The organism is Rhizobium sp. AC44/96 (assembly GCF_001692185.1).
Classification (GTDB): Bacteria; Pseudomonadota; Alphaproteobacteria; order Rhizobiales; family Rhizobiaceae; genus Rhizobium.
Window position 1 is genome coordinate 20,250 of record NZ_LXKO01000041.1, and the last position, 15,309, is coordinate 35,558.

A 15,309-nucleotide genomic window follows, 5' to 3' on the forward strand; every position below is an offset into this window, starting at 1 on the left:
GGAATTCCGGCTGAAAATTGCCCAGAGGCAATAGAACGGAAACTCAAGCTTGTCGAGTGCCGCGGGCCTACCTGCTGCGGGTGGTCGGAACGCCGTGAGGCGCAAGAACCGGCACGAAGACACGCCTCGAAGCGCGCGCCGCAACCGGCAGCCCCTGATAGAGCCTCTTCTGGGCCTCGACGATGATAACCCCCGAGAAAGCCGGCCACAGCGTTCTCCCGATCCGCTCGAACCCGCTGCGCAGTCGCATCATCGTCCGCAGTTTGGACGGCGGGAACAGAAGCGCTTCGGCGGTGGCACCCGGCGTGAAATTCGTCTCGCGCAGGAGATGCGTCAGCTGGCCGCGCGAATAGGGGCGCCCCGAGCCGAACGGCGTATATTCCATCCGTGCCCAGACACCGCGGCGGTTTGGCACGACGATGACAAGTCGCCCGCCCGGCGCCAGCACGCGCCAGAGTTCCTTCAATGTCTCGCGCGGGCTTTCGGCGAATTCCAGCGAATGAACCATCAGTACGCGGTCGATCGACGAGTCTGGCAAAGGCAGCTCTTCGTCGAAAATCAGCGCCGTGGACGACAGCGACCCCATCGGCCAGTTCACCGCTCCCTGCCCGGCCGGCATGAAGGCAAAGGTGCGCTCGGTATCCGCCCGAAAACGATCGAGGAACGGCACGGCATAGCCGAGCCCCACCAGCCGCTCCTGCGGCAGCCGCACCCATAGCGAGGACAAGGCCATGGCAATCGACTGCTCGGCAATACGGCCGAGGTCGGAATGATAGAATTGGCGTAGGTCAACAATATCGGCGTGCATCGCAACAAATGTTATCAGCGGGCGGTTGGACTTCAAGGGCGGACCCTCTACATTCCGGGTATGTCCGCGATAAAGAGGTATTTGAGACTATGAAACCTTTGGAATTAGACGTTTTTCTCTGCCGTTCGGATAATTTCGGCGTGCTTGTACATGATCCGGAAACCGGATTGACCGCCTCTATCGACGCGCCGGACGCGAACGCGGTGATCGCCGCAGCCGATCGCCGAGGCTGGTCGGTGAGCCATATTTTCACCACGCATCATCATACCGATCACGTCGAGGGCAACCTGGCGCTGAAGGAGCGATATAATTGCGAAATCGTCGGCCCGATCAACGAAGCGGTCGCGATCCCCGGCCTCGACAAGACCATGGCCGACGGCGACACTTTTCTGTTCGGCGACCATACGATCGACGTGATCGAAACACCCGGCCACACGGCGGGTCACATCTGTTACCACTTCGTCGACGACAAGATCCTCTTTGCCGCCGATACGCTGTTTGCGCTGGGCTGCGGCCGCCTGTTCGAGCGTCCCGCCGCCGACATGTGGCATTCGCTGCAGAAACTCGCTGTTCTGCCGGATGAGACCGCGATCTATTTCGGCCATGAATACACGCTCTCCAACGCCCGCTTCGCGTTGACGATCGATCCTGACAATGCGCGCCTGAAGAGCCGCGCCGCCGAGATCGAGCAATTGCGCGCCGACGGCAAGTTCACGATCCCGACCACGCTCGCACTGGAAAAGGAAACAAACCCCTTCCTGCGGGCCGCCGACCCGGCCATCCGCCGCAACCTGCTGATGGAGAGCCGGACGAACGAAGAGGTCTTTGCCGAGATCCGCAAACGCAAGGACAATTTCTGATGTCGCCAGACGATATTATCCGCGAGCTTTCGATGCAGCCGCACCCGGAAGGCGGCTGGTACGTGCAGACGTTTCGCGACACCGAAGGCGGCGCGCGCGGGCATTCGACCGCGATCTACTACCTGCTGAAAGCTGGGCAGCGCTCGCACTGGCATCGGGTCCATGACGCAGCCGAGGTGTGGCACCACTATGCCGGCGCGCCGCTTGCCTTGCATCGAGCCGACGGCGGCACGCGCGAAACGCTGAAGCTCGGAACCGATATCCTAAACGGAGAGCGTCCGCAGGCGATCATCCCGGCCAACTGGTGGCAATCGGCGGAAACGCTGGGCGACTATACGCTGGTCGGATGCACGGTTTCGCCGGGCTTTGAATTCACAAGCTTCGAAATGGCTCCGCCAGATTGGGAGCCTGCCTGAGGCCTATTCTGCGGCTGCAGGCCGTTCAGCCGTCGCAGCCTTTCGCCGAAACATCTCCTGCGCGGCAAGCACGGCACCGCCGGTGACGAGAAGGCAGGCGAGAGCGATCCGCCAGCTGGGCTCCGCGAAGCCAAAGATCGTCAGGATCAACGTCGACAACAGCGGCGCGGCATAGCTTGCCGCGCCCAGGATCTGGATATCGCCGTTCTTGACGCCATGGTCCCAGGCGTAGAAGGCGGCACCGACAGGAAACAGGCCGAGACCGATGACGGCAATCCATTCAAACGTCGTCGCGGGCCATACCGTCGTTTCAAGGCCGAGGTGGCAAAGCAGCGACAACACGGATGTGGCTAGGCAGAAACCGGTAACGACATCCGTCGATACGGCATCGAACCGCCGCGTCAGCAGCGAATATCCCGACCACGTAAAGGCGCACAGAAACGCCGCCCCATACCCGACGGCATAGGCGCCATCAAAATTGATGCCATTTCGCCCGACGATCAGGAACGTGCCGCTCAGCCCAGCAAGTGCGCCGACGATGTGATACCAGCGCAGCCGCTCGCCCGGTAGCAGCGCCGAGCCGACGACGATCAGCAGCGGCCACAGATAGGCGATCAACCCTGCCTCCACGGCCGGCGCGTTGCGAAGCGCCGTGAAATAGAGGAAGTGATATCCGAACAATCCGGCAATGCCGACAATCCAGACTTTGGCCGGCTGCTTGAGGAGAGCAAGGCGCGATGGGTTGGCGATCAGCACGACAATACCGGGAATGCTGCCGATGGCAAAGCAGATGGCGGAGAGCTGAAATGGCGGCATCTTACCTGAGGCAGCCGTAAACAGCGCCAGGAACGCCCACATGATAATCGCCGTGAACCCGATCAACGTAGCCCGAAGCTTCACTCGTCCCCCTTTACGGAGATCGTTGCTCCGTCAGCTTGCGCCGTATTTCACCGCCGTGATTGTAACCGGTCCGTATTGCGTGGGAATGCGGACGTAGACTGGAGCATATACATTCGCGGCATCAGCCTTGGCAAACCAGATTTCCATGCGGTTGCTCTTGCGCAGATACTCGATGTCGGTACGGCCCTTCTTGTAGCCGGATCTCGGTACGAAGCGGACGTTGCAGACGGTCGCCTTGCCATTGAAGCCGTCGGTGGAGAAATCTTCCGATCCCTTGGGCGAGAGCACGAGGTCCATCCGCATCTCGCCGTCATAGATCGGCAGCTTCTGCGCGCAGACATTCGTGTCGCCGGGGAAGATCAGCCCTGAAATCGGGTCGAGCACCGAGTGCATGTCATTGGGCGAAACGTTGATCCAGTTTTTGGGCTGCCGCCGCGGCGGCTTCACCGTCGTCGAAGTGATATTGCCGTTGCTGTAGCGCACCTCGTAGGTTCGCGCCCGCTTGCCGCTCTTGTAATAGAGGTAATAGCGGGACGCCTGCAGGCGATCGCCGCTCAAAGTACCATCGACGCTGGTCTTCGCGGAAATATCCGTCACCAGATCGGCAAGCCCGGCAGAGCTTATGTCGCCGGAAACCCTGTAGCTCTTGTCATCCTCGATCTTCGTCAGGAAGGCAGCGCGTGCGATCGTCAGGATGCCAAGAGAAACCTTGTATTCGGTGCGATGCACGATCTCGCCCGCGCTGGCCGGGATGGCGGCAAGCGCGGCGATGGCCGAGATGAGAATGCGTCTGCGCAAGTGAAGCATGAAATAAACCTTGTTCCAGCGAGCTGGTCAGGCCGCAAATCACGGTCTATACGCTTGTCGCAGTCCGAAGCAAACACGAGCTTTTTGACAGAATTGCGGGAAACGCCAAGGTTTGGCTTGACGCGCGCGGCCTGTCTGACTATAGAACCGCAACTTTCCAATCATGGCCTGTTGGATTGCAAGCCCGGTTTTGCGCGGGTACGCAATTGATGGCCGAGAAAAACAAGAATAGGTGTTCCATGTCCCGCATGTGCGAATTGACCGGCAAGGCAGTCCTCGTTGGCAACAATGTCAGCCATGCCAACAACAAGACCAAGCGCCGGTTCCTCCCGAACCTGTGCCAGGTTACGCTGATCTCCGACGCCCTCGGCCAGCGTTACCGTCTTCGCGTTTCGGCTGCTGCTCTTCGTTCCGTTGAGCATCGTGGCGGCCTCGATGCTTTCCTCATCAAGGCAAGCGAAAACGAACTGTCGATGCGCGCTCGTCTGCTGCGCCGCCAGATCGTCAAGAAGGCTGCTGAAGCTGCCGTTGCTGCCTAAGCAACGACTGATCTTCTGTTATAAGGCTTAAAAGGCTTGCACGGATGACCTCCGGACAAGCCTTTTGCTTGCCTGCCGATCACTCCAACTGGTGGCATACCCCAGGATAAAAAAATGCTGAAGACACGCTATACCCTTATCTACGTCGCCCTGATGACTCTCGTCGTCGTCGCCTCGAACTTCCTCGTCCAGTTTCCCTTGAACGCGGAACTCGCCGGCATCAATCTGGCGGACCTTCTGACCTGGGGTGCCTTCACCTATCCGGTCGCCTTCCTGATCACCGACCTCACAAACCGCCAGTTCGGCCCGCAGGCCGCACGCAAAGTGGTATTTGCGGGCTTCGTGGTCGGCGTCGCGCTGTCCTTCTTCACCTCCGTTCCACGCATCGCCATCGCTTCCGGCTCGGCCTATCTTGCCGGCCAGCTGCTCGATATCGCTGTGTTCAACCGCCTGCGCCGTCAGGCCTGGTGGCGCGCGCCCCTGGTCGGCTCGCTCATCGGCTCGATGCTGGACACGCTGATCTTCTTCTCATTCGCGTTCGCGGCCTTCTTCGTCTTCTTTGGGCCGAACGATCCATTCGCGCTGGAATCGGCTCCCGTCCTCGGCGTCTTTGCGGCGCAAGCGCCTCGCTGGATCTCCTGGGCAATCGGCGATTTCTCCGTGAAGCTGATCGTGGGATTGGTGATGCTGCTGCCCTACGGCGCCCTGATGAGCGTGTTGCGACCGAACCAGGCCGTACGCGCCAACTGATCGATGGCGCCCCTTGTGGCGCCATCACAGACAGCTTACACCCATTCTTGATGCTACCTCGCTGGACAACGTCCGGCTATTTGATCATGCTATCCCCCTATAGTTGCATAAACTTATCGCCATCGGCCGCCGAGTTGAGGAGGAGAGTACGCAATGATCCGTTTGGGTGGGAAATACCAGCATCTCGTTCATGGCTTCGGCTGTGGTTGCCTTTCACCTGAGGTCCAGCATGCCTCGCGCAGGCTCGAAGATCTCAGCCGGCGAGGCGTTCTCGCCGGTTTAGGCGCAGCCTTCTTTGCCGCCGCAGCACCCCCGATCGCCTTCGCGCAGGCTCCCGCCTCCCCATCCAAGATCCTGCTGAAACAGGCAAAGGTGTTCGACGGAAAATCTGCCACGGCGCAATCCGGTGTGCAGGTCCTGATCGAGGGCAGCCGGATCACCGCCATCGACACCACCAACAGCGCGCCGCCGGCGGACGCCACCGTCATCGACTGCGGTGGACGTTTCCTTATGCCCGGTCTGATCGACGCACACTGGCACAGCCTCTTTGCCGCCGTCCCCGTTGCAACGGCCGTAACGGGCGATCCCGGCGTGATCTTTACCGCGTCAACGGCGGAAGCGCAGCGCACTTTGTTGCGCGGATTTACGACGGTCCGCGATGTCGGCGGTCCGGTCTTTACATTCAAGCAGGCAATCGACACCGGCATCATACCCGGTCCACGGATCTATCCCTCAGGCGCCATGATCACGACTTCGGGCGGTCACGGCGACCTCAGGATGCTGACGGACATACCGCGCACCCCCGCCCAACTCAGCATCGTCGAAAAGTCGGGCGGCGCCATGATCGCCGACAGCGCGGCCGAGGTGCAGCTTCGCGTTCGCGAGCAATTCATGCAGGGAGCATCGCAGATCAAGATGGTCGGTGGCGGCGGCGTTTCGTCCCCACGCAGCCCGCTCGACATGACCACATTCAGCGAAAGCGATCTCCGGGCCGGCATCGCAGTGGCGCAGGATTGGAATACCTATGTCACCGTCCATGCCTATGCGCCAAAGACCGTACAGCGCGCCATTGCGGCCGGCGCAGCCTGCATCGAGCACGCCCACCTGATGGACGAGGACACGGCAAGGCTGATGGCGGACAAGGGAATCTGGCTCAGTATTCAGCCGTTCCTCAGCGTGGAAGATTCCGTACCCCTCACCGGCCCCTCCGCCGAACGTCTGCAACAGGTATTTGTCGGCACCCTCACCGCTTATGAGTTCGCCCGCAAATACAAGATCAAGACGGCATGGGGCTCCGATATGCTGTTTTCGCCTGACATGACGGCACGGCAGGGAACGATGTTGACGCATCTCAGTCGCTGGTATTCCAACGCCGAGATCCTGCAGATGGCCACGTCGACGAATGCAGAACTGCTGGCGCTCAGCGGCCCGCGCAACCCGTACCCGGGCAAGCTGGGCGTGCTGGAGGCAGGCGCCTTCGCCGACATGCTCGTCGTGGATGGCAATCCCCTCGAAGACATCAATCTTCTGAACCAGCCCGAAAAGAGCCTGGCTGTCATCATCAAGGACGGCAAGGTCTTCAAGAACACGTTGGCGGCCTAGCCCAGCGACCAGGGTTCGCCGTCAATCAGCCACAAGCAACGTCTCCTCGTCCGCAGCCGAGACCGCGTGCTGGCCGCGGCTATATTGCCGTGGCGAGCAGCCCATGACGCGCTTGAAAGCCGTGCTGAAGGCCGCTTCGGACTCGTAGCCGAGGGATGGTGCGATAACCGAGATCGGATCCCTGGAATTTTCGAGCCTGTCGCTGGCGAGCAGCATCCGCCAATGCGCCAGATATTCCATCGGCGAAGTGCCGACGGTCTCCTTGAATCTCTGAGCGAAAGTAGACCGCGACATGCCGGCACGGGCGGCCAACGCCTGCAGCGTCCAACGCCTTGCCGGATCGTCGTGCATCGCATTCATCGCCACGCTCATCTGCCTGTCGGCGAGCGCAAAGAGCCAGCCGACACCGTTTCCCGATTGCTCGGCCAGATGCAGACGCAGCGCCTGCACAAGGATCATGTGAGCAAGATGCTGCACGACCAGGTAGCCACCCGGCTGCTGCTCGCGCAACTCCTGCATCATGCGTTCGACAGACCAGCGCAGCGCCGCCTGGCTCGCCTCGTCCCGAAGAAGAACGATCGGCGGCAGCATCCGCAGCAGGATGTCGGCGTGATTGCCCGATAGGCCGAAGCGACTGCTGACCAGAGAAAAATCCCCACCGCCATTCAGTGTGGCGATACCGCCTTTGCGCAGCGGCGAGAAGATCGTGCTTGCGGCAACCGGTGTCAGACCGAGATCCGTCGCGAGACGAAAGGGCCGCCCGCTCGGCAAAAGAAAGCAGTCTCCAGCCTGAAGGCGAACCGGCTCCGCGCTTCCCTCGACCGAAAGCCAGCATTCGCCGGAGACGATGGCACCGCACTTGATGCCTCCCTGCTGGTCAGGAAACTGTATTGCCCAAGCTCCGCCAGCCTCGAAACCGGCCGAAAGATGATTGCGAGGCTTAAGCAGCGACAGCACATTTGAGAGCGGATCCATCGGCATCCCGGACGATTGCGAAGATAATACGGACAATACAGCATAGACCGTATTTCCTCAGTCGCCTAGCCTTGGGTCAACACGGCGCCGCCAGCGGTCGCCGGACAGCAACCAAGGAGAGATTATCATGCGCGTTTTCGTCACCGGCGCCACCGGTTTCGTCGGCTCTGCAGTCGTCCAGGAACTCATTCGGGCGGGCCACCAGGTGGTCGGGCTTGCCCGCTCGGACACGGCCGCCGCGTCTCTTGCGGCCGCTGGTGCCGGCGTCCACCGCGGCCACCTGGAGGATCTGGAAAGCCTGCGTAGCGGCGCCGCAGCCGCCGACGGCGTCATCCACACCGGCTTCATTCACGACTTCTCCAAATTCAAGGAGAACTGCGAGATCGATCGGCGCGCCATCGAAGCGCTCGGCGACGCGCTTGCCGGCAGCAATCGACCGCTGGTCATCACCTCAGGAACAGGGCTTCTCCCGCACGGGCGGCTGGCGACCGAAGACGATATGCCAGCGTCAAAGTCGATCCCGCGCGTCGCTTCCGAGGAGGCCGCCGCAGCGGCGGTCGCCCGAGGCGCACCGGTATCGGTCGTCCGCTTGCCACCATCCGTCCACGGCGATGGCGATCACGGATTCGTCCCGCTTCTGATCGGCATCGCCCGCGAAAAGGGTGTTGCGGCCTATATCGGTGAAGGACTGAATGTCTGGCCAGCCGTCCACAGGCTGGATGCGGCGCAGCTCTACAGGCTGGTCCTCGAGCACGGTTCGGGAAGCGCCCGCTATCACGGCGTGGCCGAGGAAGGCATACCGTTCCGCGATATCGCCGCCGTCATTGGTCGTCGACTGGGCGTGCCGGTCGTCGCCAAATCCGCTGAGGAAGCGGCCGACCACTTCGGCTGGTTCACGCATTTCGCAGGGATGGGAAATCCTGCGACAAGCCAGCGGACAAGGGAACTCCTGGGCTGGCAGCCGACGCATCCCGGGCTGATTGCCGATCTCGACCGGCCGGCCTATTTCAACGCCTAGCCTGTCGCCGTAGCGGCAGCGCGCCCGCTGCCGCTACGGCGTGTTGTCCTTGACGGCCAAAACCCCAATCAGCGCCTTGCCATCGGTGAAGTAGGGATCGCCGCCGCCGTTGCGGCCCGTCTTCGTTGCCCCGACACCCGCAATCTCGTAGGTCGAGGCCAACTGTCCTGCCTTGAGAAGATCGCCGATCAACAGGTTCCGCTCGGCATCGACATCGGCGCCGATGTGGTGGGTGATCTGGCCGGTATCGTGACTGAAGCCAACGCCGCGATCGAAGCTCGCCGAGCCTAACCAGATCGGGCGGCCGTCGTCACCGATCTCCTTGGTCTGCCAGAAGCGCACATGGTTGCGCTCGTCGGCACTCTTTCCAACGGCCTTCTCGAACGCCAGATCCTGCTTGCGACCCTCGAAAAGCAGCGGGCTGACCGGAGCATCGAGGTCGGGCCGATCAAGCACGACACTCAGGCCGATTTCGGCCGAGGTGCGCAGCGTCACCTTGTCGGCGGGGTCCCATCCGGCGGCGGTGAATGCCCGGAGGATCTGCTCCTTGGACCCGACAAGCCCGACATTGATCGGATCGCCGGGAATGTCCTGTTCGGTGCGCGTGACCATGGGGCCGAAGTCGGCGACCCGGCTGGCATCACGGAAAATCCAGATCTCCGGAACCACGAAATAGGCAAGCATCAGATAGGCTGCCAGCAGCACCAGCAAGCCGCTCATCGCCATTCGCGTTTTTGTTCGCTGTCGCATCCCCGTCTGCGCCCCGCTCCACCCTGGCGCACCATACATCATTCCGGTTGTCCGATCGAACACCGAAATTTGGTGGAGCGAACCGCCTCCGGCTACTCCACCAGACGGAACTCAAGCATCAGGTTGCGCTGAAGGATGGAATGATTGTCGTCGGAGACGATTACGACGTGCGTGGTGCCGTCGGCTGCCGTAAAGGCGTCGATACCTTCCATGTTGTCGATCTGATAGCCGAAGTCAGCCTGCATCAGAACCTCACCGTCCATGACGGCATCAGGCTTGATATCGGTCGACTTTATGCGACGGATGCGCATGCCGATGCCCTCCGCCATGTTGAAGCGACGCTCCAGCAACAGCAGGTCGCCGCTCGGCAGAAAGACACCGTCCGTGGCGTCATAGTCGCCGTAGTGAGCGAGCGCCAGACGCCCCTTGAGCGGACCGTCGAGAATGGCCGCATAGGCATTGCCATCGACATCCAGGCTGCGCTCGGCAACGATCAGCGTTCCACCTTTCAGCGGGCTCTCCTGCGGCGCCACGGCCACCGTTTCAAAGCCGCGATTGGAGCGCAAGGAGCGTCTCTGGAAGGGAATGGGGATCGTGTCGATGGCGCGGGATGTTTCGAAGCCTGGGTTTGGGTAGACATCGACACGGTGGTCCTGCTCGAAGGAGACCAGCACGCGATCGCCATGCAGCGCCAGTCCCTCCGCGTCCATATGACCCTTGCCTTCGAAGCTCTGCGCAGCCCGGTTCTTCATCGGCGTGATGTCCACTTCCGCCAGGCCGGAAAGACGTCCCTTCGCATCGCGCTCGACGCGGCCCGTCATCCACTGGCCGGTGTCCAGAACGCCGACGAAATGAGTCTGGTCGCTCTCAAAGCGGATCGATGACAGGGAGCCGAACAGGCGGTTGGGAGAAACCATCTCCAAGCCACCCAAGAACTCGAAAGGCCCGAACCGTGTCTCGTTCGAGCCTATCTTGAAAGCGGAAATGACCGAACTCTTGACCACGGCCTCGTCAGCCAAAGCCGGCGGCATCCCCGCCGCCAGGCCGAGAACGATCACCGCCGCTCGGGCGAAGGTAGCGCCCATCCGCAATCAGCCGGCGCGACGGGCACGCCCGCCGCGTGGCTGCGCAGTCTTGTCCTCGAAGAGCGAGGCAAGCTGCTCGGTCATGGCGCCGGCCAGTTCGTCCGCATCGACGATGGTGACGGCGCGACGATAGTAGCGCGTCACGTCGTGGCCGATGCCGATAGCCAGAAGCTCGACCGGAGAGCGGGTCTCGATGCGATCGATCACGGCCCGCAGGTGCCGTTCCAGATAATTGCCCGGATTGACCGACAGCGTCGAATCGTCGACCGGCGCACCGTCCGAAATCATCATCAGGATCTTGCGCTGCTCGCGCCGGGCAAGAAGGCGATTGTGCGCCCAGATCAGCGCCTCGCCGTCGATGTTTTCCTTGAGCAGCCCCTCGCGCATCATCAGGCCAAGATTGCTGCGGGCGCGACGCCACGGAGAATCGGCGGACTTGTAGATAATGTGGCGCAGATCGTTGAGGCGGCCCGGGGTCTGCGGCTTGCCGTTGGCGAGCCACTGTTCGCGCGCCTGCCCGCCCTTCCAGGCCTTGGTGGTAAAACCCAGGATCTCGACCTTGACGCCGCAACGTTCGAGCGTACGGGCCAGGATATCGGCGCAGGTGGCGGCAACGGTGATTGGACGACCACGCATCGAGCCGGAATTGTCGATCAGCAGCGTCACGACGGTATCGCGGAACTGCGTGTCCCGCTCCATCTTGAAGGACAGCGCCTGCATCGGGTCGATGATCATGCGCGTCAGGCGCGCCGGATCGAGATAGCCCTCTTCCAGGTCAAAATCCCACGAGCGGTTCTGCTGCGCCATCAGGCGGCGCTGCAGGCGGTTGGCCAGACGACCGACGGCGCCCTGCAGGTGCGCAAGCTGCTTGTCGAGGAAAGCCCGCAGGCGCTCCAGCTCGGCGGCGTCGCACAGCTCCTCGGCTGTGATCGTCTCGTCGAACTCCTCGGTGAAGACGTGATAGTCGACCTTCTCGTTGAAGTCGTCGAAGGGCGTATTCGGACGGCGGGTTTCGCCCGGCGTTTCCGAATCGTCGTCGCCTTCTTCCATCATGTCGTCGTCGGAGATCTCGGCGCCTTCGGTCTCGCCGTCCTCCATCTGCTCGTCGGCAACTTCGCTGTCTTCGACGGGCGCGGCATCCGAACCGGCGTCGTCGTCGACTTCGTCCTGCTCCTGCTCGTCGCCGCCGGGCTTGTCTTCCTCGTCCTGCTGGTCGTCGGAATCAGGATCGCTGTCATCGTCGCCATACTCCTCCGCCATTTCCATGGCGGAAAGCATGTTGCGGATGACCTTCGAAAAGGCCTGCTGGTCGGTGATCACCTCAGCAAGATTGTCGAGTTCAGTCCCGGCCTTCTCCTCGATGAAGGGTCGCCAGAGATCCAACACCTTGCCTGCCGATGCCGGCGGCTTCTGGCCGGTCAATTTCTCGCGAACCATCATGGCGACGGCTTCGCCGACGGGAGCGTCTTCCTGCCGCTCGATGCCGGAAAAATTCGCCTTGGCGTATTTCTCTTCGGTCATGGAGCGCAGGTTGGCGGCCACGCCTTCCATGCGCAGGGCGCCGATCGATTCCACGCGCGCCTGCTCGACGGCGTCGAAGATGGCGCGGGCGTCGGAGCCCTGTGGCGCCATCGTCGCATGCACTTTCTCGTCGTGGCAGGCGAGACGCAGCGCCATCGAATCGCCGAGCCCGCGGGTTACCGCCAGCTCGTGCATCGTCGGGCGCTTGGAAAGCTCGGGCAGGCGAATGCGCTCCGCCGTCATTCCGGGGCGTTCGTTGGCGAAGGTCACCTCGACCTCACCGTCGCCGGCAATTGCGCGCACGCTGCCAGTTATCGCCCGGCGCAACGGCTCCACGTCGACGGGCGCACCGGGCTTTGCTTTCGAATTGTCACCACGAGCTGCCATGATCGATCGGCCTTAGGCCTCCAGAACGATATTGGCAGCGCTTTCCTTCAGCTCGACGCCAAAGGCGCGCTGATAGTGTTCGGCAACCAAGGGGCGCTCCAGCTCGTCGCACTTGTTGAGGAAGGTGACGCGGAAGGCAAAGGCGATATCACCGAAGATCTCGGCGTTCTCGGCCCAGGTGATGACCGTACGCGGGCTCATGACGGTCGAGAGATCGCCGTTCATGAACGAAGCGCGGGTCAGATCGGCGACGCGCACCATCTTGGAGACGGTATCGCGACCATTCTTGTCCTTGCCGAAGCTCTTCACTTTGGCGGCAACGATGTTCACTTCGTGGTCGTGCGGCAGGTAGTTCAGCGTCGAGACGATCGACCAACGGTCCATCTGCGCCTGGTTGATCTGCTGCGTGCCGTGATAGAGGCCGGTGGTGTCGCCGAGACCGATCGTGTTTGCCGTCGCAAACAGGCGGAACGCCGGGTGAGGACGGATGACGCGGCTCTGGTCGAGCAGCGTCAGGCGACCGGACGATTCCAGCACGCGCTGGATGACGAACATGACGTCAGGGCGGCCGGCGTCGTATTCGTCGAAGACGAGCGCGACATTGTGCTGGTAGGCCCAGGGCAGAATGCCGTCCTTGAATTCGGTAACCTGCAGGCCATCCTTGACGACGATGGCATCCTTGCCGACGAGATCGATACGGCTGACATGGCTGTCGAGGTTGATACGCACGCACGGCCAGTTGAGGCGCGCTGCGACCTGTTCGATGTGCGAGGACTTGCCGGTGCCGTGGTAGCCGGAGATCATCACGCGTCGGTTATGAGCAAAACCGGCAATAATGGCGAGCGTGGTTTCGCGGTCGAAGAGATAATCGGGATCGAGATCCGGAACATAGGCGCTGCCCTGGCTGTAGGCCGGAACGCGGATGTCGGAATCGATGCCGAAGACCTCCCTGACCGAAACGGTGGTGTCCGGAAGCTCCGAAATATCAAGGTCAATCTTGCTCATCATGTCTCCAAGGCGGGTGACCGACACCCGACCAAATTGTCTAGCCCATTTCGCAACCATGACGCCGCAGAGAAACTCCGCGCCCGCTCATGTCGGAACGTCGGCGATGCTTCTCCGGGACTGAAACGAAACCTCGGGGGCGAACACGTCGATCGCTAGCGAGCATTCTTGAACATAGTCCCGGACAAGAAACGCCGCGTCCGGAAGTGACCGAGGCGCCTGTGGGACAAACGCAGAAACACATGCCGCGGTTGCCTGCGGCCTCAGCCGATCTGGACCATACCTGATTGAAGACCAAGAGCAAGGACGGGAATTAACAAAAACCGTTCTGCTTCAATAATTGATAGGCCTGGATGACGGCGCGGAAGCGCTCTTCGGAACCGCGGTCACCACCATTGGCGTCCGGGTGATGCTTCTTCACCAGTTCCTTGTAGCGGCTCTTGATCTCCGACGATGTGGCATTGGCAGCCAAGTTCATCGTGTCGAAGGCCTTGGCTTCCAAGCTTTTCAGCTTGCGCTGTTCGGGAAAGCGCGGACCGCTGCTTTTCGCATCCTTGACGAAGCCGAAGGGATCACGAACGCGGGTGTAGGCACCGGAACGGACCTCAGACTGGATCGGGCTGTCTTTGGCCGACTTGTTGACCCCAACCGTCCAGGTCGGACGATGCCCGGTGATGGCTTCTTTCTGGTAACGCGCGATCTCGCCGTCCGACAGGCCGGAGAAGTAGTTGTAGCCCTTGTTGTACTCTTTGACGTGCTCAAAGCAGAAGAGAAAGAACTGTCCCTCGGCATTGCGCCCGACGGGCGCGCGATGCACGCCCTTCTTGTCACAGCCGTCCCACTGACAGGATGGGGGAGCCTGTTCGGGTTCCTGCTCGCGTTTGCGGCGGGTGCGGATGCGGTCGAAGTATTTGGAATCGAGTCTCATGACGGCGCTAATTATGGGGCCCAGAAGAGTGGACGACAAGAATTGACAAACGGGAATGTTGCTGGCTTGGTGGGAACCTTTTTTCGCAAGCGGCAAGATCGGACCATGACCCTGCAATCCTCCATCGAAGAAAAGCTGGTGGCGGCTTTCGCGCCCGAACGCCTGAGCGTCATCAACGAAAGTCATCTGCACGCCGGTCACCAGCCCGACATCACGGGAACCGGCGAGACCCACATGCGCGTACGCATCGTATCCGCCCGATTCGCCGGCATGACACGGCTGGCGCGTCACCGCGCCATTACGGAATTGTTGAAGCCGGAGCTGGATGCCGGATTGCATGCGTTGGCCGTGGAGCCGGCAGCGCCCGGCGAGCCGGTGCGCTGGTAGGCGGACAGAACGCTATATGGGGATGCAGCCGCCTTTTCCCAAGGCCGCTGCCCATCGACTTAGCGGATGATCAGCGCCGTCGCATAGAGGCCGAAACCGAAGACCGTGTGGGCGACGAGACCGAGGAAACGAGCCTTGGTGGGGTTCGGCGTCTTGGATGCCGCCCAGCCGATGCCAAGGCCGGGCTGCAGCAGGAACCAGCCGGCGGCGATCGTCACGATGCCCCAGATCCAGGCAGGCAGGAACGTCGGCGCGTCCAGCCAGCCGGGGCCGGTCAGGATCACCAGGATGATGCCGTAGAGAATGCCGACGACGTAATGAAAGACCCAGCCGAGCGCGACTTCGTGCTTATAAGGCTCGGCCTTGCCGATGTCGTCGTGAAAGACCTTACCCTTGGCGAGATGCCAGACCCAGCGACCGGGCGGCCCCCAGTTGGGCAGGCCGTCGCCCGTCAGCTTGCCGAGGATGACTGCCCAGATGTCCATGAGAACAGTCGCGCCGATGCCGATGACGACAGAGCGCAAAAAAATATCAAACATATCAAATCCATAATGATGCTGCTCGCCTTGAG

Annotated in this window: 17 protein-coding genes; 7 read left to right on the forward strand and 10 right to left on the reverse strand. The window is 61.6% G+C overall.

Translation table 11 applies throughout. The features are described from left to right. Nucleotides 1–67 precede the first annotated feature (67 nt). On the reverse strand, nt 68–844 hold the full coding sequence (locus tag A6U87_RS26990) for a class I SAM-dependent methyltransferase (RefSeq protein ID WP_065694403.1): 777 nt from the start codon (nt 842–844) through the stop codon (nt 68–70). Between the two features lie 53 nt (nt 845–897). Here A6U87_RS26990 and gloB point away from each other — a divergent pair, with 53 nt between their 5' ends. Then, nucleotides 898–1,668, forward strand: a complete 771-nt coding sequence (gloB, locus tag A6U87_RS26995) for a hydroxyacylglutathione hydrolase (RefSeq protein WP_065694404.1) — start codon at nt 898–900, stop codon at nt 1,666–1,668. Beyond that, on the forward strand, nt 1,668–2,084 hold the full coding sequence (locus A6U87_RS27000) for a cupin domain-containing protein (protein ID WP_065694405.1): 417 nt from the start codon (nt 1,668–1,670) through the stop codon (nt 2,082–2,084). Before gloB ends, A6U87_RS27000 begins: the two co-directional genes overlap by 1 nt. 3 nt (nt 2,085–2,087) lie before the next feature. On the opposite strand, the gene A6U87_RS27005 is transcribed toward A6U87_RS27000, so the two are convergent. Together A6U87_RS27005 and A6U87_RS27010 are read right to left on the reverse strand one after the other, a co-directional pair. Next, entirely contained in the window at nt 2,088–2,984 is an 897-nt protein-coding gene (locus A6U87_RS27005) for a DMT family transporter (RefSeq protein ID WP_065694406.1), read from the reverse strand. A 30-nt stretch (nt 2,985–3,014) separates the two neighbouring features. Continuing rightward, complete coding sequence (locus A6U87_RS27010; RefSeq protein ID WP_065694407.1) at nt 3,015–3,791, reverse strand: DUF3108 domain-containing protein; 777 nt, start codon at nt 3,789–3,791, stop codon at nt 3,015–3,017. A 239-nt stretch (nt 3,792–4,030) separates the two neighbouring features. On the opposite strand from A6U87_RS27010, the gene rpmB reads away from it, so the two are divergent. From rpmB to A6U87_RS27025, 3 genes are all read left to right on the forward strand, one after another. Continuing rightward, a complete protein-coding gene (gene rpmB, locus A6U87_RS27015) occupies nt 4,031–4,330 on the forward strand; it encodes a 50S ribosomal protein L28 (RefSeq protein ID WP_065694408.1) in 300 nt (99 codons plus the stop codon). A gap of 114 nt (nt 4,331–4,444) precedes the next feature. After that, the gene (locus A6U87_RS27020) at nt 4,445–5,080 is read left to right on the forward strand and encodes a queuosine precursor transporter (RefSeq protein ID WP_065694409.1); all 636 of its coding nucleotides are present in this window, start codon (nt 4,445–4,447) and stop codon (nt 5,078–5,080) included. A 153-nt stretch (nt 5,081–5,233) separates the two neighbouring features. After that, on the forward strand, nt 5,234–6,682 hold the full coding sequence (locus A6U87_RS27025; RefSeq protein ID WP_065694410.1) for an amidohydrolase family protein: 1,449 nt from the start codon (nt 5,234–5,236) through the stop codon (nt 6,680–6,682). A 21-nt stretch (nt 6,683–6,703) separates the two neighbouring features. On the opposite strand, the gene A6U87_RS27030 is transcribed toward A6U87_RS27025, so the two are convergent. Next, complete coding sequence (locus A6U87_RS27030; RefSeq protein ID WP_065694594.1) at nt 6,704–7,657, reverse strand: AraC family transcriptional regulator; 954 nt, start codon at nt 7,655–7,657, stop codon at nt 6,704–6,706. 127 nt (nt 7,658–7,784) lie between these two features. On the opposite strand from A6U87_RS27030, the gene A6U87_RS27035 reads away from it, so the two are divergent. Then, nucleotides 7,785–8,675, forward strand: coding sequence for an SDR family oxidoreductase (locus tag A6U87_RS27035; protein ID WP_065694411.1), 891 nt, complete (start codon nt 7,785–7,787; stop codon nt 8,673–8,675). Nucleotides 8,676–8,708: 33 nt separating this feature from the next. Here the strand turns inward: A6U87_RS27035 and A6U87_RS27040 are convergent, their stop codons facing one another. The 5 genes from A6U87_RS27040 to A6U87_RS27060 form a co-directional block, all read right to left on the reverse strand. Beyond that, nucleotides 8,709–9,401 carry an LssY C-terminal domain-containing protein gene (locus A6U87_RS27040; RefSeq protein ID WP_244499580.1) on the reverse strand — a complete coding sequence of 231 codons (693 nt, stop codon included), beginning with the start codon at nt 9,399–9,401 and terminating at the stop codon, nt 8,709–8,711. A gap of 116 nt (nt 9,402–9,517) precedes the next feature. Continuing rightward, nucleotides 9,518–10,510, reverse strand: coding sequence for an esterase-like activity of phytase family protein (locus A6U87_RS27045; protein ID WP_065694413.1), 993 nt, complete (start codon nt 10,508–10,510; stop codon nt 9,518–9,520). 6 nt (nt 10,511–10,516) lie between these two features. After that, the gene (gene cobT / locus A6U87_RS27050) at nt 10,517–12,418 is read right to left on the reverse strand and encodes a cobaltochelatase subunit CobT (protein ID WP_065694414.1); all 1,902 of its coding nucleotides are present in this window, start codon (nt 12,416–12,418) and stop codon (nt 10,517–10,519) included. A gap of 12 nt (nt 12,419–12,430) precedes the next feature. Then, entirely contained in the window at nt 12,431–13,423 is a 993-nt protein-coding gene (cobS, locus tag A6U87_RS27055) for a cobaltochelatase subunit CobS (protein ID WP_065694415.1), read from the reverse strand. 313 nt (nt 13,424–13,736) lie between these two features. Further along, nucleotides 13,737–14,351, reverse strand: a complete 615-nt coding sequence (locus tag A6U87_RS27060; RefSeq protein WP_065694416.1) for a J domain-containing protein — start codon at nt 14,349–14,351, stop codon at nt 13,737–13,739. 105 nt (nt 14,352–14,456) lie between these two features. Here A6U87_RS27060 and A6U87_RS27065 point away from each other — a divergent pair, with 105 nt between their 5' ends. Next, nucleotides 14,457–14,738, forward strand: a complete 282-nt coding sequence (locus tag A6U87_RS27065) for a BolA family transcriptional regulator (protein WP_065694417.1) — start codon at nt 14,457–14,459, stop codon at nt 14,736–14,738. Nucleotides 14,739–14,797: 59 nt separating this feature from the next. Here A6U87_RS27065 and A6U87_RS27070 read toward each other — a convergent pair whose 3' ends face one another. Next, complete coding sequence (locus A6U87_RS27070; protein ID WP_065694418.1) at nt 14,798–15,277, reverse strand: DUF2938 domain-containing protein; 480 nt, start codon at nt 15,275–15,277, stop codon at nt 14,798–14,800. Nucleotides 15,278–15,309 lie beyond the last annotated feature (32 nt).